The sequence below is a fragment of the Bradyrhizobium sp. LCT2 genome (assembly GCF_009931255.1).
Taxonomy (GTDB): Bacteria; Pseudomonadota; Alphaproteobacteria; order Rhizobiales; family Xanthobacteraceae; genus Bradyrhizobium; species Bradyrhizobium diazoefficiens.
The window spans coordinates 1,197,126-1,213,409 of the sequence record NZ_CP034432.1 but is presented as its reverse complement, the minus strand read 5'-3'; the positions used below and the strand labels follow the sequence as shown (position 1 = coordinate 1,213,409).

The window sequence follows — 16,284 nt, the reverse complement described above, 5'->3', positions numbered from 1 at the left end:
GAAGCGGGCTTTGAAATCGTAACCAAGCCTTAACCATCGAGCGCCTTGACCCTGGATATGACCGAACCGACCGCTGGTTCCACGGATGCCGAGTTGCTGGCCGAGCCGAGGCTCGTGGTCGAGCCGGGCGTCGCGGCACGGGTGTCCGCGGTGGCAGGTCCCGTGCTCCAGGGCATGGGCTACCGCCTGGTGCGGATCCGCATTTCCGGCGAGGCCGGCTGCACCGTGCAGATCATGGCCGAGCGCCCGGACGGCTCGATGCAGATCGAGGATTGCGAGGCAATCTCGCGGGCGCTGTCGCCCGTGCTCGACGTCGCCGACCCCATCGATCGCGCCTATCGGCTGGAAATCTCCTCGCCGGGGATCGATCGCCCCCTGGTGCGGCGTTCCGATTTCGAGCGCTATGCCGGACATCTGGTGAAGGTCGAGATGGCGGTCGCCCATGAGGGGCGGAAGCGGTTCCGCGGCATGATCGGCGCTGTCGAAGGCGACCGCGTGCATCTGCAGCGCGACGACGTCAAGGTGGGCGAGGAACGCGACGTTCTCCTGACGATGGAGGACATCAGCGAGGCCCGGCTGGTACTGACCGACGAGCTGATCGCGGAATCGATGCGCCGTGGCAAGGCCGCGGCGCGCGAGATGCGCCGCAATCTCGGCCTGGAGCCGCCGGCTGCGCCTCACGCGAAAATCAGCGAAAAAACGACCAAGAACACCAAGCCGAAGAAGAAGCCGGCACCGACCAATACGAAGAAACATCGCCTGGCCGCCGAACGCGCGCGGCGCGGCGAGATCGAGCCTGACGAAGGAGACTAGCCATGGCAGTCAGCGCCAATCGACTTGAACTGCTCCAGATCGCCGATGCCGTCGCGCGCGAGAAATCGATCGACCGCGGCATCGTCATCGCGGCGATGGAGGACGCCATCGCCAAGGCGGCGCGGGCCCGCTACGGCAGCGAGACTGACGTTCACGCCGAGATCGACCCGAAGAAGGGCGAGCTGCGGCTGTCGCGCCACATGCTGGTGGTCGAGAAGGTCGAAAACCACTCCAACCAGATTTCGCTGGTGGATGCGCAGCGCGCCAATCCCGGCGCCCAGGTCGGTGACACCATCGCCGACACCCTGCCGCCGCTCGAATATGGCCGCATCGCTGCGCAGTCGGCCAAGCAGGTGATCGTGCAGAAGGTGCGCGAGGCCGAGCGCGACCGGCAATATCAGGAATTCAAGGACCGCATCGGCGACATCGTCAACGGCGTCGTCAAGCGCGTCGAATATGGCAGCGTGATCGTCGATCTCGGCCGCGGTGAAGCCATCATCCGCCGCGACGAGATGCTGCCGCGCGAAGTGTTCCGCAACGGCGACCGCGTCCGCGCCTATATCTTCGACGTCCGCCGCGAGACCCGCGGCCCGCAGATCTTCCTCTCCCGCACCCATCCGCAGTTCATGGCGAAGCTGTTCGCGCAGGAAGTGCCGGAAATCTATGACGGCATCGTCGAGATCAAGGCGGTTGCCCGCGATCCCGGCTCGCGCGCGAAAATCGGCGTGATTTCCCGCGATTCCTCGGTCGATCCGGTCGGCGCCTGCGTCGGCATGCGCGGCTCGCGCGTGCAGGCCGTGGTGAACGAATTGCAGGGCGAGAAGATCGACATCATTCCCTGGTCGCCCGACATCGCGACCTTCGTGGTCAACGCGCTGGCGCCGGCCGAAGTCTCCAAGGTCGTCATCGACGAAGACCGCGAGCGCATCGAGGTCGTGGTGCCCGATACCAACAACCAGCTCTCGCTGGCGATCGGCCGCCGCGGCCAGAACGTGCGCCTGGCCTCGCAGCTCACCGGCTGGGATATCGACATCCTGACCGAGCAGGAGGAATCGGAGCGCCGCCAGGCCGACTTCGAGAACTCCACCCGCGTCTTCATGGAATCGCTCAACGTCGACGAAGTGGTCGGCCAGCTGCTGGCGTCCGAAGGCTTCACCTCGGTCGAGGAACTCGCCATGGTGGACATCAAGGAGCTCGCCGGCATCGAGGGTTTTGACGAGGAGACCGCGCAGGAGCTCCAGAACCGCGCCCGCGAATATCTCGAGCAACAGGAAGCCGAGCTTGAGGCCAAGCGGGTGGAACTCGGCGTCGAGGACGCTCTCAAGGACGTGCCCGGCGTCACCTCGAAGATGCTGGTCAAGTTCGGCGAGAACGACATCAAGACCGTCGACGACCTCGCCGGCTGCGCCACCGACGACCTGGTCGGCTGGACCGAGCGCAAGGAAGGTGGCGAAACCACCAAATATCCGGGTGCGCTCGACGGTATCGACATTTCCCGTGACGATGCCGAAGCGATGATCATGCAGGCCCGCGTCAAGGCCGGCTGGATCACCGAGGCCGATCTCGCCAAGCCCGCCGAAGAGGCTGAGGCGAGCGAAGATCAGCCGGCTTAAGGACGAAGGAGAATGTCGCCCGGATGCTCGCAGATACTGACCACGATCTCGACCATGGGCCGCGGACCGAAAGGTCCGCGACCATGCGGATGTGCGCGGTCAGCCGCGAGGTCCGGCCGATCGACGAGCTGATCCGTTTCGTCGTCTCGCCGGAAGGGCACATAGTTCCCGATCTCAAGCGCAAGCTGCCCGGACGCGGCATGTGGATCACCGCCTCGCGCGAGGTGGTTGCGGAAGCGGTGCGGCGTCACCAATTTAGCAAGGCCTTCAAGCGCGAGCTGCGCACCCCTCAGACGCTTCCCGCCGACATCGAGGCGCTCCTGGTCCGGAGCGTGACGGAAGCCCTTGGGATTGCCGCCAAGGCGGGCCAGGTCGTGGCCGGCTTCGGCAAGGTCGAGAGCGCGCTTCGGGAAGGCACGGTCGAGGTCCTGATCCACGCCAGCGACGGGGCCGCGGACGGAATCCGCAAATTGGACATGCTGGCGCGTCAAAATGCCGGAAATCGCGGCGCCAAGCCGCAGATTCCCGTCGTGACCGGACTGAAATCGATAGAATTGGATTTGGCACTGACCCGGTCAAATGTGATACATGCTGCGCTGCTCGCGGGCCCGGCGAGCAGGTCATTCCTGTCACGTAGCCAGATGCTGGTCCGATACCGGATGGCGGACGATGACAAGACTGCCGAAAAGCGCGGCCAGGATTTCTGAGAGACAACGACCAACCGACATGACTGTGCGGCAACGCACAACGACAACAAGATCAGGATTAGGACTGCTGAATGGTTGATACCAAGACCCCTGGCGACAAGAAGCTGAGCGTTCCGAGCAAGACGCTATCGCTCAAGCCGCGCGTCGAAACGGGCACCGTGCGCCAGAGCTTCAGCCACGGCCGGAGCAAGCAGGTCGTGGTCGAGAAGCGCGGCAAGCGCCGTATTGGCGACGGTCCCGAGCCGCACGCGCCCGAGGTGACCGCAAAGCCGGCGCCCGCCGCGCCTACCCCGTCGCGCCCGGCTCCGCCGCCCGCCCCGCCGCGCAATGCCGGTTCCGGCGTGGTGCTGCGCACCCTGACCGAGGACGAGCGTTCGGCCCGTGCCAGCGCGCTGGCCGATGCCAAGCTGCGCGAAGTCGAGGAACGCCGCCAGGCCGAGGAAGAGGCCCAGCGCCGCGCCGTCCGCGAGGCCGCCGAACGCGCCGAGCGCGAAGCCGCCGAAGCCCGCCGCAAGGCCGAGGACGAGCGCCATCGCCACGAGGACGAAGCCAAGCGGAAGGCCGAGACCGAGGCCAAGAAGCGTTTTGGCGAGGGCGAGCAGCCGGCATCGGCCGCGCGTCCCGCGACCGCAGCGCCGGCCGCGCCCGCACCGCGCCCCGGCGCCCCCGCGGTACGGCCCGGAACCACGACGACCCGCCCGGGAACAACGACCGCGCGTCCTGCAACGACGACCGCGCAGCGTCCGGGTGCACCGGCAGGCCGTGGCCCCGCAGTTGCGGCCGAGCCGGACGAGGACGAGGCGCCGCGCCAGATCCGTCGCGGTCCCGGCGGCGCCGCGCGTCCCGCGCCGCCTCCCAAGACCACTCACAAGCCCGGCCCGCAGAAAGAGCGCGGCCGTCTCACGGTGGTCACCGCGCTCAACGCCGACGAGGTGCGCGAGCGCTCGATCGCCTCGTTCCGCCGCCGCACCCAGCGTCTGAAGGGCCATGCCTCGAACGAGCCGAAGGAAAAGCTCATCCGCGAGGTGATCATTCCGGAAGCGATCACGATCCAGGAGCTCGCCAACCGCATGGCCGAGCGCGCGGTCGACGTCATCCGCATGCTGATGAAGCAGGGCGCGATGCACAAGATCACCGACGTGATCGACGCCGACACCGCGCAGCTGATCGCCGAAGAGCTCGGTCACACCGTCAAGCGCGTCGCCGCGTCCGACGTTGAAGAAGGCCTGTTCGACCAGGTCGACGATTCCACCGACACCGAGACGCGTTCGCCCGTGGTGACCGTGATGGGTCACGTCGACCACGGCAAGACCTCGCTGCTCGACGCGCTCCGACATGCCAACGTGGTCTCCGGCGAAGCCGGCGGCATCACCCAGCATATCGGCGCCTATCAGGTGGTGTCGCCCGAAAGCGGCAAGAAGATCACCTTCATCGACACGCCCGGCCACGCCGCGTTCACCGCGATGCGCGCCCGCGGCGCCAAGGTCACCGACATCGTCGTGCTGGTGGTCGCGGCCGATGACGGCGTGATGCCGCAGACCGTCGAAGCCATCAACCACGCCAAGGCGGCGCGGGTGCCGATCATCGTTGCCATCAACAAGATCGACAAGCCCGATGCCAAGCCCGAGCGCGTGCGCACCGAGCTGCTCCAGCACGAAGTGCAGGTGGAATCCTTCGGCGGCGACGTCGTCGACGTCGAGGTGTCCGCCAAGAACAAGACCAATCTCGACAAGCTGCTCGAGATGATCGCGCTCCAGGCCGATATCCTCGACCTGAAGACCAATTCGGAGCGTCCGGCCGAAGGCACCGTGATCGAGGCCAAGCTCGACCGCGGCCGTGGCCCGGTCGCGACCGTGCTGGTCCAGCGCGGCACGCTCCGTGTCGGCGACATCATCGTTGCCGGCGCCGAGATGGGCCGCGTCCGCGCGCTGATCTCGGACCAGGGCGAGACGGTGCAGGAAGCAGGTCCGTCGGTGCCGGTCGAGGTGCTCGGCTTCAACGGTCCGCCGGAAGCCGGCGATCGCCTCGCCGTCGTCGAGAACGAAGCCCGCGCCCGCCAGGTCACGAGCTACCGCGCGCACCAGAAGCGCGAGAACGCGGCAGCCTCGATCTCCGGCATGCGCGGCTCGCTCGAGCAGATGATGTCGCAGCTGAAGACGGCGGGCCGCAAGGAATTCCCGCTGATCATCAAGGCCGACGTGCAGGGCTCGCTGGAAGCGATCCTCGGCTCGCTGGAGAAGCTCGGCACCGACGAAGTCGCCGCCCGCATCCTGCATGCCGGCGTCGGCGGTATCTCGGAGTCGGACGTGACGCTCGCGGAAGGCTTCAACGCCGCGATCATCGGCTTCTCGGTTCGTGCCAACAAGGAAGCCGCTGCGGCCGCCAAGCGCAACGGCATCGAGATCCGCTACTACAACATCATCTACGACCTCGTGGACGACGTGAAGAAGGCGATGAGCGGCCTGCTCGCGCCGACCTTGCGCGAGACCATGCTGGGCAATGCCGCGATCCTGGAGATCTTCAACATCTCCAAGGTCGGCAAGGTCGCCGGCTGCCGCGTCACCGACGGCACCGTGGAACGCGGCGCCAATGTGCGCCTGATCCGCGACAACGTCGTCGTGCACGAAGGCAAGCTGTCGACGCTGAAGCGCTTCAAGGACGAAGTGAAGGAAGTCCAGTCCGGTCAGGAATGCGGCATGGCCTTCGAGAACTATCACGACATGCGTGCCGGTGACGTGATCGAGTGTTATCGCGTGGAGACGATCCAGCGCTCCCTGTAAGTCCAAATCTTACCGAAGCGCCCGGATCTTTTTGAGCTGAAATAGCGGGAGTGAGATGGCCGGATTTTTTCCGGCCATCCGCGCCTCTTCGTTTCAACGGACAAATGACAATGCTCGTGTCCCAAACGCGGGCACGACGAGGTGATTTCCAGAATGCCGCGCCACCACCAGAAAAAAAGTTCCGCGTCCGGCGGAGGCTCGCAGCGCCAGTTGCGCGTCGGCGAGCAGGTTCGCCATGCGATGGCCGAGATTCTGGCGCAAGGCAACGTGCATGATGCGGACCTCGAAGGTCACATCGTCACCGTGCCGGAGGTGCGGATGTCCCCCGACCTGAAGCTCGCGACAATCTACGTGATGCCGCTCGGTGGCCGCGACACCGAGATCGTCATCGCTGCGCTCGAGCGCAACAAGAAATTCCTGCGCGGCGAAGTCGCGCGGCGCGTTAACCTGAAATTTGCACCTGACGTTCGCTTCCGCGTCGACGAGCGATTCGACGAAGCGGAACGGATCGAGAAGCTTTTGCGAACACCTGCGGTGCAGAAGGACCTGGAACAGGATCCGGATTCGGATCGGGAAGAAGAGCAATGACGATGGACCCGGCTCACGGCACGATCGGCGGCGAACAGGCCGATCAGCGCGACGTGCAGAAAAATAATTTTGCGGACATGGGCGGCAATTCCCAGCCGCACCAGGAGCCGCGCCGCGTCAACAACGATCCCCGCGCCAAGCAGCAGAAGGGCAACCAGGTTCGCCGCGACCGCCGCGACGTCCATGGCTGGGTCGTGCTCGACAAGCCGATCGGCATGACCTCGACGCAGGCCGTCGCCGTGCTCAAGCGCCTGTTCAACGCCAAGCGCGCCGGCCACGCCGGCACGCTCGATCCGCTCGCTTCCGGCGGCCTGCCGATTGCGCTCGGCGAAGCCACCAAGACGGTTCCCTTCGTCATGGACGGCCGCAAGCGCTACCAGTTCACCGTGTGCTGGGGCGAGGAGCGCGACACCGACGACATCGAGGGCCGGGTGACCGCGACCTCCGAGCTGCGCCCGACCCGGGAGGCCATCCTGGCGCTGTTGCCCCGCTTCACCGGGGTGATCGAGCAGATCCCGCCGCGCTATTCCGCGATCAAGATCCAGGGCGAGCGCGCCTATGACCTCGCCCGCGACGGCGAGGTCGTGGAGCTGGCTCCCCGCCCGGTCGAGATTCACCGATTAACCCTTGTGGATCAACCGGATAACGACCGGGCCGTGTTCGAGGCCGAATGCGGCAAGGGCACCTATGTCCGCGCGCTGGCCCGCGATATGGGCCGGATTCTCGGCACTTATGGCCATATCTGCGCGCTGCGGCGGACCCTGGTCGGCCCATTTGGCGAAAACGACATGATTCCGCTGGATCAGTTGGAGGCTTTGTGCGATAGAGCCGCGTCCGGCGAGGGCAGCCTCGCCGACGCGCTTTTGCCCGTTGAGACCGCGCTGGACGACATCCCGGCACTGGCCGTCACTCGGGCTGATGCGGCAAGGCTCCATCGGGGCCAGGCCGTTTTGTTGCGCGGACGGGATGCGCCCACTTGTAGCGGCACAGTCTATGTCACGGTGGCAGGCCGCCTTTTGGCGCTTGCCGAAGTCGGCAATGGCGAAATCATCCCCAAGCGTGTGTTCAACCTGACCGGCCTGACTGCCAGCCCCGGTCGCAACGAGAGAAATTGACGATGTCGATTGCCGCAGAACGCAAAGCGGAAGTCATCAAGACGAATGCCACCAAGGCCGGCGATACCGGCTCGCCCGAGGTTCAGGTCGCGATCCTGTCGGAACGCATCAACAACCTCACCAGCCATTTCAAGACCCACGTGAAGGACAACCATTCGCGTCGCGGCCTCTTGAAGCTGGTCTCGACCCGCCGCTCGCTCCTCGACTACCTCAAGAAGAGGGACGAGGCGCGCTACAAGGCACTGCTCGAGAAGCACAACATTCGTCGTTAAGTGTTCCTGCGCGCGCCACTGGCGCGCGTTTTCGCGCGTGGTTTCGAACGAAAGCGTTTGTTTGAAGGTTTTTGATCGAGGCTGCGTGCGCGTCGGATGCAAGCCCAAAGCGCGAAGAATCGCACTTTGGATTGTTGTTTGAGCATGATCTTTTCGGAAAACCGATTCGCACTTTTCCGGATCATACTCGAGTGACGGCCAGCATCCGGGGCACGATCGGCGAAGACCACAGTTCGGTGTTCGCGTTCGTGCCGACTGACAGTCCAGCAGCAATCCGGCGGCTGGGCACAACGGGCAAGGCGCCCGTATGACCCGAAAGGATGGACGCCATCCGAAATCCAAAAACCATGGCAGGATCGCAGGACGCTGATCATCCGCTCCGATCAGCGTCCCGCAATCTTGCGCATGGTTTTTGTTTTTCGAAGCGTCCCTTGTTTCGAGAACCCATGAAAGAAGACCTCTATGTTCAATAAGCATTCAGTCGAGATCGACTGGGGCGGACGCCCTCTCAAGCTCGAAACCGGCAAGATCGCCCGCCAGGCCGACGGCGCCGTCGTCGCCACCTATGGCGAGACCGTGGTGCTCGCCACCGTCGTCGCGGCGAAGGCGCCGCGCGAAGGCGTCGACTTCCTGCCGCTGACCGTCGACTACCAGGAGAAGACCTACGCCGCCGGCCGCATTCCCGGCGGCTATTTCAAGCGTGAGGGCCGTCCGACCGAGAAGGAGACGCTGGTCTCCCGCCTGATCGACCGCCCGATCCGTCCGCTGTTCGTCGACGGCTGGCGCAACGAGACCCAGGTGATCGCCACCGTGCTGTCGCACGACATGGAGAACGATCCCGATATCGTCGCGCTGGTGGCCTCGTCGGCTGCGCTGACCCTGTCGGGCGCTCCCTTCAAGGGTCCGATCGGCGCCGCGCGCGTCGGCTTCGTCAATGACGAATACGTGCTCAACCCGACGCTCGACGAGATGGTCGACACCCAGCTCGACCTCGTCGTCGCCGGCACGGCCGACGCCGTGCTGATGGTGGAATCGGAAGCCAAGGAACTGAACGAAGACATCATGCTCGGCGCGGTGATGTTCGGTCACCGCCACTTCCAGCCGGTGATCAACGCGATCATCGAGCTCGCCGAGAAGGCCGCCAAGGAGCCGCGCGAAGTCACCGTCATCGACAATGCCGCGCTCGAGAAGGAAATGCTCGGCCTCGTCGAGCAGGAACTGCGCGCCGCCTACGCCATTCCGGTCAAGCAGGATCGCTACGCCGCGGTCGGCAAGGTCAAGGAAAAGGTGATCGCCCATTATTTCCCCGAAGGGCAGGAACCGAAATACGACAAGCTGCGCATCGCCGGCGTGTTCAAGGAGCTCGAGGCCAAGATCGTTCGCTGGAACATCCTCGACACCGGCAAGCGCATCGACGGCCGCGACTCCAAGACCGTGCGCAACATCATCGCCGAAGTCGGCGTGCTGCCGCGCGCCCACGGCTCGGCGCTGTTCACCCGCGGCGAGACCCAGGCGATGGTCGTGACCACGCTCGGCACCGGCGAGGACGAGCAGTACATCGACGCGCTGTCGGGAACGTACAAAGAGACGTTCCTGCTGCACTACAACTTCCCTCCCTATTCGGTCGGTGAGACCGGCCGCCTCGGCGGCACCAAGCGCCGCGAGATCGGCCATGGCAAGCTCGCCTGGCGCGCGATCCACCCGGTGCTGCCGCCGCATCACGAGTTTCCGTACACGATCCGCGTGGTCTCCGAGATCACCGAATCCAACGGCTCCTCGTCGATGGCTTCGGTCTGCGGCGCCTCGCTCGCGCTGATGGACGCCGGCGTGCCGTTGAAGCGGCCGACCGCGGGCATCGCGATGGGCCTGATCCTCGAAGACAAGCGCTTTGCGGTTCTCTCCGACATCCTCGGTGACGAGGACCATCTCGGCGACATGGACTTCAAGGTCGCCGGCACGGAATCGGGCATCACCTCGCTCCAGATGGACATCAAGATCGAGGGCATCACCGAGGAGATCATGAAGGTGGCTCTCGGCCAGGCCAAGGATGGGCGTATCCACATCCTCGGCGAGATGGCCAAGGCGCTGACCAACGCCCGCGCCGAGCTCGGCGAATACGCGCCGCGCATCGAGACCTTCAAGATCCCGACCGACAAGATCCGCGAAGTGATCGGCACCGGCGGCAAGGTGATCCGCGAGATCGTCGAGAAGACCGGCGCCAAGGTCAACATCGAGGACGACGGCACCGTGAAGGTCGCCTCCAGCGACGGCGAGGCGATGAAGGCCGCGATCAAGTGGATCAAGTCGATCGCGTCCGAGCCGGAAGTCGGCCAGATCTATGACGGCACCGTCGTCAAGGTGATGGAGTTCGGCGCCTTCGTGAACTTCTTCGGCTCCAAGGACGGCCTCGTCCACATCAGCCAGCTCGCTTCGGCGCGCGTGCAGAAGACCTCCGACGTCGTCAAGGAAGGCGACAAGGTCAAGGTCAAGCTGCTCGGCTTCGACGACCGCGGCAAGACCCGCCTGTCGATGAAGGTGGTGGACCAGACCACCGGCGAGGACCTCGAGGCCAAGGACAAGGCCGCCGAGGGCGAGAAGGCCCCGCGCGAAGCGGCCGGCGAGTAAGTCTCGCACCAGTCCAGAAAAACGAAGGGCGGCCGAGAGGCCGCCCTTTTTGTTTGTGTTCGTGCTCGCCCCGGGAGAGCTGCGCTCGCTCTCCCGCTTGCGGGAGAGGGCTGGGGTGAGCCCGCGCCTTCGGCGCGACCTCTCCCGCAAGCGGGAGAGGTGTAACACCGCCTTACGCCGCGAGATCGAACCGGTCGAGGTTCATCACCTTGGTCCAGGCCTTGGCGAAGTCCTTCACGAACTGCTCCTTGGAGTCCGACGTGGCATAGACCTCGGCGTAGGCGCGGAGCTGCGAGTGCGCGCCGAAGATGAGATCGGCGCGCGTGCCGGTCCACTTCACCGCGTTGGTCTTGCGGTCGCGAGCCTCGTAGGTGCCGTCGGCCGCCGGCGCCCACTGCGTGCTCATGTCGAGCAGGTTGACGAAGAAGTCGTTGCTCAGCGCGCCCACCTTCGTAGTGAGGACACCGTGCTTCGAACCGTTCGCATTGGCACCGAGCACGCGCAGACCGCCGACTAGCACCGTCAACTCCGGTCCGGTGAGCTTCAGAAGCTGCGCGCGATCGACGAGCGCTTCTTCCTGCTGCAGGAACTGCTGCCGCTTGCCGACGTAGTTGCGGAAGCCATCGGCGCGCGGCTCCAGCGGCGCGAAGGAAGCCGCGTCGGTCTGCTCCTGCGAAGCATCCATGCGGCCCGGCGTGAACGCGACCTTGACGTCGACGCCGGCGTCCTTCGCGGCCTTCTCGACCGCGGCGGTGCCGCCGAGGACGATCAGGTCGGCGAGCGAGACCTTCTTCGCGCCGGCCGAGGCGTTGAACTCCTTCTGGATCGCCTCGAGCTTGCCGAGGACCTTCGAGAGCTGAGCCGGCTGGTTCACCTCCCAGTCCTTCTGCGGGCTGAGACGGATGCGCGCGCCGTTGGCGCCGCCGCGCTTGTCCGAACCGCGGAACGTCGAGGCCGACGCCCATGCGGTCGAGACCAGCTCCGGCACCGAGAGGCCCGAGGCCAGGATCTTCGTCTTCAGCGCAGCGATGTCCTGATCGCTGACCAGCTCGTGATTCACGGCCGGGATCGGATCCTGCCAGATCAGCGTCTCCTTCGGCACCAGCGGGCCGAGATAGCGCTGGATCGGACCCATGTCGCGATGGGTGAGCTTGAACCAGGCACGGGCGAATGCGTCCGCGAACTGATCCGGGTTCTCCAGGAAGCGCCGCGAGATCTTCTCATAGGCCGGATCGAGGCGCAGCGAGAGGTCGGTGGTCAGCATCGTCGGCCGGTGCTTCTTCGACTTGTCGAAGGCGTCGGGAATGATCGCCTCGGCACCCTTGGCCGTCCACTGGTTCGCGCCGCCCGGGCTCTTCGTCAGCTCCCATTCGTACTTGAACAGGTTCTCGAAGAAGTTGTTGCTCCACTTCGTCGGCGTCGTCGTCCATGTCACCTCGAGTCCGCTGGTGATGGAATCGCCCGCCAGGCCCGAAGCGTGCTTGCTCTTCCAGCCGAGCCCCTGATCCTCGAGTGCGCCCGCTTCCGGCTCCGGTCCGACCAGCGACGGATCGCCCGCACCATGGGTCTTGCCGAAGGTATGACCGCCGGCGATCAGCGCGACGGTTTCCTCGTCGTTCATCGCCATGCGGAAGAAGGTCTCGCGGATGTCCTTTGCCGCGGCGATCGGGTCCGGCTTGCCGTTCGGGCCTTCCGGATTGACGTAGATGAGGCCCATCTGCACCGCGCCGAGCGGCTCGGCGAGCTGGCGCTCGCCGCTGTAGCGCTCATCGCCCAGCCAGGTGCCTTCGGGACCCCAATAGAGCTCTTCCGGCTCCCAGACGTCGGCGCGGCCACCGGCGAAACCGAACGTCTTGAAGCCCATCGATTCCAGCGCGACATTGCCGGCGAGCACCATCAAATCGGCCCAGGAGATCTTGCGGCCGTATTTCTGCTTGATCGGCCAGAGCAGCCGGCGCGCCTTGTCGAGGTTGGCGTTGTCGGGCCAGCTGTTGAGCGGCGCGAAGCGCTGCTGACCGGCACCGGCGCCGCCACGGCCATCGGTGATGCGGTAGGTGCCGGCGCTGTGCCAGGCCATGCGGATCATCAGGCCGCCATAATGACCGAAGTCGGCGGGCCACCACTCCTGCGAGTCCGTCATCAGGGCGGTCAGGTCCTTGATGACCGCGTTCAGGTCGAGCGTCTTGAATTCCTTGGCGTAGTCGAATTCCTCGCCCATCGGATCGGACAGGCCGGAATTCTTGTGCAGCATCTCGATGCTGAGCTGGGTTGGCCACCAATCGCGGTTCGCCGGCACGCGTTTTCCACCCGAAAACGGGCACTTTGAAGTGTCGTCCATGAATACCTCCTCTGGTGGCGTCGAACTCGCGCCTTTGACCAGGTAGAAACACTCTAAGCCTCGCATTCCATCAGGGGAAGTTGACTTTAATGATCGCTGCGATAGGATTTTCTGATGGTCAACGTGACGATGCGCCAGCTCCGGTATTTCGACGCGCTGGCGCGTCACGGCCATTTCGGGCGCGCGGCGGAGGCGAGCTCGATCTCGCAGCCGGCCCTGTCGATGCAGATCAAGGAACTGGAGGAGGCGCTCGGCGGCCTGCTGCTGGAGCGCACCGCCCGGCAGGTCGCGCTGACGCGGTTCGGCGAAGAGCTCGCCCCCCGCGTCCGCGACATCCTGCGCTCGGTCGATGAGCTCGGCGATTTCGCGCGGGCGTCGCAGGACCGCTTCGCCGGCCGACTGCGCATCGGCATGATTCCGACGATCGCGCCGTATTTGCTGCCCAAGATCACCAAGAATCTCACGCGCATGCATCCGGAACTCGACATCCGCGTGCGCGAGACGATGACACCGCGGCTGATCCAGGAACTGGTCGAAGGCCGGCTCGACACCGCCATCGTCGCGCTGCCGGTGTCCGAGCCCTCGCTCACCGAGGTCGCCCTGTTCGAGGAGAAATTCCTGCTGGTGCGGCCCGGCGCGGATGAGGGAACGCCCGCACCCTCGCGGGAGATGATGCGGGAGATGCGGCTCCTGCTGCTCGAGGAGGGACACTGCTTCCGCGATCAGGCGCTGTCGTTCTGCAACATGCAATCGGCGCCGCCGCGCGAGATGCTGGATGCGAATTCGCTGTCGACGCTGGTCCAGATGGTCAGCGCCGGCATCGGTGTCACCTTGATCCCGGAGATGGCGGTGCCGGTGGAGACGCGATCGGCCGCGGTCTCGCTCACGCGCTTTCGCGACCCGCAGCCCTCGCGCACCATCGGCATGGTCTGGCGCAAGACCAGTCCGCTGGCGCGGCAGCTGCTGCAGATTTCCGAGGTGGTGTGCCTGTCGGCCGGCAAGGTGCGCGCACGGCAATCCGTGCGCAGCCAACGGGCCTGACTTCCGATGCCGGCACCCGTCATCCGCCCCGCCCGCGCGGACGAATATGACGAGATCGCCCGCGTCTGGATGGAGAGCTGGGTCTCGACCGGGCTTGCCGAGGCGAGTGAATTCCTGCTGGCAAACCTGCGCGCACGCATCAGGCGCGAGATCGAGAACGGCTGGAGCCTGTTCGTCGCCGACGACAACGGCGCCATCGCCGCGATGCTCGCACTGCATCTGCCCAAACTCTATCTCGATATGCTCTTTGTCGGGCCCGCCTATCAGGGGCAATCCCTCGGACGAAAACTGCTCGCCTTCACGCGCACGCAAATGCCTGACGAGATGTACCTGCGCTGTGTGCGCGAAAACGAAAAGGCCTGGCGCTGGTACGAGCGCGAAGGCTTTGTGTTTGAGAAGGAAGAGGTCGAACCGTCGAACGGGTTCGTGATGAAGTATTACCGTTGGAAGCGGCCGGCTGCGGGATAGACCACGATCTCTGGATGCAGCTTGCGGTTGTCACGATCCCCACCTAGTGTGGCGGGACCGATGACCCCTGCTCCCGGAATCCATGCTTCGCATTGCTGTCTCGCTGATCGCGCTCCTGTCCCTTCTGACCCCGGCAGTCGCACAAACTCCTCCCGCAACAACAGCGCCCGTCGCTCAGTCCGCACCACAGGCAAAGCCGGTTGCCAAGAAAGCGGCGCCGAAGGCCAAGCCGACTGCGAAGCCGCCGGTCGCGGCAGAGAGCGGCCCGTGTCGGCTCGGTGTGATCTCGGTGATCGGAGATCGCTACTCCGTACAGAAATTTGGCATTACGATCTTCGAGGCTGAGGCAAGCGAGGTCCCGATCGACTGGGGCCTCGACGATCTCGTCTTCGCACGGGTGCGCGCGGCAACGAATAACGATCCCGGGGTACGTAGGATCGCCTATCCCAAGGGCGTCTTCGAGCCCTTCTATAATCCGAAAACGATCCTGATCCGCGATCCCGGAGAGCGTCTGCCGGACATCGTACGAAGCTTCACCGCGAATGCGAATTGCGAGCGCTATCTTGTCGCAACCACGTTCAAGGCGGAGCTGCCAAATTCGCATATGACGCTAAACGGCATCGGCACTTACAATCAGGGGGTCGGCGGCATCCTCCGTCACTCGCATCTTTTCGCCAATGTTGCGATCACACTGATCGACGGAAGGAGCTACGAGGAGATCAAGCGCCCCTTTGTGAATTTCGGCGCCAACTTCGCTGCGAGTCTGCGACTGACCGAAGACCCACTCAACAAGCTCGACAACTCGCTATTTCCCGACCCACCCGCGGCAGCTTCCGCCAGCGCGGCGCTGCGCGAGAGGACGCGCGCGCTCATCACCGACAGGCTCGACCGGGGCCTGCCGGGCTATCTAAAGGAAGAGTAAGCGCCTTTGCCGACGCGACACGCCAGAGAATCAAATTTCGCTGCGCTTGCGAACACAGCCGTGTTCAGCATCATGACCCTGCTGTTCGTCGTCGCGATCATCCTGTGGTGTTTTTCAACTCAGGCGCGGGCACAAGCCCAATTGGAGACGGCACGACCAACCGTCAAACAAGCCATCGGCAAGATAACCACGCGGCGTGAAGCGACGGGCAAGCCCGCTCCCGTGGCCGGCGGCTCGTGCGACTTCGGTGTCGTGGTCACCACCGGCGATGAGTTCACCGTGCTGACGACCGGCCTCACCGTATTCCAGAACAAGACGATGGTGGTCCCGATCCCAGGCTGGGGGCTCAACGATCTGATCTTCGCGCGGACTCGCGCCGCGATCCCTGCCAGCGTGTCCGTTCTGAGAATCTCCTACAACCCAGCGAAATTTCCTCCCCGCGATGAGTCCAAGGACACATTGAAGGACAGGCTGTTCCGCGATCTCAACGCGGAGCTGGCCGGATACATGCGCGAGGTCGCGAAAGGAACGAATTGCCGGCACTACATTCAGATCCTCAATTCAATCAGCCCTATCGGGACATCGAACTATACGGTCCGCGGGTTCGGCATCCTCAACCAGGATGTAGTGCTAGGGCGTCGCATCTATCTTTATGCCCTGGCGTTTATCCGCATCTTTGACGGGCGCGACTTCTCCGTTGTCAGACAGAGCTCTGCGCTGATCAACGTGCATCATTCCCTGGTGGTGCAGCGGCTTCTGGGGAGGCAAATCGGCGGCCCCTATCGCGAATTACCCGCAGAATCGTTTCCAACGCGCCCTGAAGATGCCGCCGACAATCCCGCACTGCGCGACGGCGTGCGCGCCATGCTGGCGGAAAGCCTCGACAAGACGCTGCCGCTTTTGCTCGGTGTTCGATCAGCAGCGAGTCAAAGCGACGCCAAAGAACGTTGACCCACATGTCGTTCACGCCGCTTGCCTTCTGCCTAGGCGTAGTGCGTTGCG

At 64.7% G+C, this 16,284-nt stretch carries 13 protein-coding genes; 12 read left to right on the top strand and 1 reads right to left on the bottom strand.

Annotated features, from left to right (window positions below; all coding sequences use genetic code 11):
- Window positions 1-57: 57 nt before the first annotated feature.
- From rimP to pnp, 8 genes are all read left to right on the top strand, one after another.
- Window positions 58-813, top strand: a complete 756-nt coding sequence (gene rimP, locus EI171_RS06450; protein ID WP_161532864.1) for a ribosome maturation factor RimP — start codon at window positions 58-60, stop codon at window positions 811-813.
- Between the two features lie 2 nt (window positions 814-815).
- On the top strand, window positions 816-2,426 hold the full coding sequence (gene nusA, locus EI171_RS06445; protein ID WP_060909539.1) for a transcription termination factor NusA: 1,611 nt from the start codon (window positions 816-818) through the stop codon (window positions 2,424-2,426).
- Window positions 2,427-2,449: 23 nt separating this feature from the next.
- On the top strand, window positions 2,450-3,133 hold the full coding sequence (locus EI171_RS06440) for an RNA-binding protein (RefSeq protein WP_011083606.1): 684 nt from the start codon (window positions 2,450-2,452) through the stop codon (window positions 3,131-3,133).
- A gap of 71 nt (window positions 3,134-3,204) precedes the next feature.
- Window positions 3,205-5,913 carry a translation initiation factor IF-2 gene (infB, locus tag EI171_RS06435; RefSeq protein WP_161532863.1) on the top strand — a complete coding sequence of 903 codons (2,709 nt, stop codon included), beginning with the start codon at window positions 3,205-3,207 and terminating at the stop codon, window positions 5,911-5,913.
- Between the two features lie 153 nt (window positions 5,914-6,066).
- A complete protein-coding gene (rbfA, locus tag EI171_RS06430) occupies window positions 6,067-6,501 on the top strand; it encodes a 30S ribosome-binding factor RbfA (RefSeq protein ID WP_011083604.1) in 435 nt (144 codons plus the stop codon).
- Window positions 6,498-7,616: a tRNA pseudouridine(55) synthase TruB gene (gene truB, locus EI171_RS06425; protein ID WP_028172518.1), complete on the top strand. Its 1,119-nt coding sequence runs from the start codon at window positions 6,498-6,500 to the stop codon at window positions 7,614-7,616. The genes rbfA and truB overlap by 4 nt, the downstream gene beginning before the upstream one ends.
- A gap of 2 nt (window positions 7,617-7,618) precedes the next feature.
- On the top strand, window positions 7,619-7,888 hold the full coding sequence (gene rpsO, locus EI171_RS06420) for a 30S ribosomal protein S15 (protein WP_011083602.1): 270 nt from the start codon (window positions 7,619-7,621) through the stop codon (window positions 7,886-7,888).
- A gap of 462 nt (window positions 7,889-8,350) precedes the next feature.
- On the top strand, window positions 8,351-10,513 hold the full coding sequence (gene pnp, locus EI171_RS06415) for a polyribonucleotide nucleotidyltransferase (RefSeq protein ID WP_028172517.1): 2,163 nt from the start codon (window positions 8,351-8,353) through the stop codon (window positions 10,511-10,513).
- Between the two features lie 172 nt (window positions 10,514-10,685).
- On the opposite strand, the gene katG is transcribed toward pnp, so the two are convergent.
- Complete coding sequence (gene katG, locus EI171_RS06410; RefSeq protein ID WP_161532862.1) at window positions 10,686-12,851, bottom strand: catalase/peroxidase HPI; 2,166 nt, start codon at window positions 12,849-12,851, stop codon at window positions 10,686-10,688.
- Between the two features lie 114 nt (window positions 12,852-12,965).
- Here katG and EI171_RS06405 point away from each other — a divergent pair, with 114 nt between their 5' ends.
- From EI171_RS06405 to EI171_RS06390, 4 genes are all read left to right on the top strand, one after another.
- Window positions 12,966-13,892, top strand: a complete 927-nt coding sequence (locus EI171_RS06405) for a hydrogen peroxide-inducible genes activator (protein WP_161532861.1) — start codon at window positions 12,966-12,968, stop codon at window positions 13,890-13,892.
- Window positions 13,893-13,898: 6 nt separating this feature from the next.
- On the top strand, window positions 13,899-14,360 hold the full coding sequence (locus EI171_RS06400; protein ID WP_028172515.1) for a GNAT family N-acetyltransferase: 462 nt from the start codon (window positions 13,899-13,901) through the stop codon (window positions 14,358-14,360).
- Window positions 14,361-14,442: 82 nt separating this feature from the next.
- On the top strand, window positions 14,443-15,282 hold the full coding sequence (locus EI171_RS06395; RefSeq protein ID WP_161532860.1) for a hypothetical protein: 840 nt from the start codon (window positions 14,443-14,445) through the stop codon (window positions 15,280-15,282).
- Window positions 15,283-15,342: 60 nt separating this feature from the next.
- The gene (locus EI171_RS06390; protein ID WP_161532859.1) at window positions 15,343-16,233 is read left to right on the top strand and encodes a hypothetical protein; all 891 of its coding nucleotides are present in this window, start codon (window positions 15,343-15,345) and stop codon (window positions 16,231-16,233) included.
- The last annotated feature ends 51 nt before the right edge of the window (window positions 16,234-16,284 follow it).

Coding starts and splice junctions, on each gene's coding strand:
- rpsO (WP_011083602.1), top strand. CDS start 7,619: ATGTCGATTGCCGCAGAACGCAAAGCGGAAGTCATCAAGACGAATGCC.
- katG (WP_161532862.1), bottom strand. CDS start 12,851: ATGGACGACACTTCAAAGTGCCCGTTTTCGGGTGGAAAACGCGTGCCG.
- nusA (WP_060909539.1), top strand. CDS start 816: ATGGCAGTCAGCGCCAATCGACTTGAACTGCTCCAGATCGCCGATGCC.
- EI171_RS06395 (WP_161532860.1), top strand. CDS start 14,443: ATGCTTCGCATTGCTGTCTCGCTGATCGCGCTCCTGTCCCTTCTGACC.
- truB (WP_028172518.1), top strand. CDS start 6,498: ATGACGATGGACCCGGCTCACGGCACGATCGGCGGCGAACAGGCCGAT.
- infB (WP_161532863.1), top strand. CDS start 3,205: ATGGTTGATACCAAGACCCCTGGCGACAAGAAGCTGAGCGTTCCGAGC.
- rimP (WP_161532864.1), top strand. CDS start 58: ATGACCGAACCGACCGCTGGTTCCACGGATGCCGAGTTGCTGGCCGAG.
- pnp (WP_028172517.1), top strand. CDS start 8,351: ATGTTCAATAAGCATTCAGTCGAGATCGACTGGGGCGGACGCCCTCTC.
- EI171_RS06400 (WP_028172515.1), top strand. CDS start 13,899: ATGCCGGCACCCGTCATCCGCCCCGCCCGCGCGGACGAATATGACGAG.
- EI171_RS06405 (WP_161532861.1), top strand. CDS start 12,966: ATGGTCAACGTGACGATGCGCCAGCTCCGGTATTTCGACGCGCTGGCG.
- rbfA (WP_011083604.1), top strand. CDS start 6,067: ATGCCGCGCCACCACCAGAAAAAAAGTTCCGCGTCCGGCGGAGGCTCG.
- EI171_RS06440 (WP_011083606.1), top strand. CDS start 2,450: ATGCTCGCAGATACTGACCACGATCTCGACCATGGGCCGCGGACCGAA.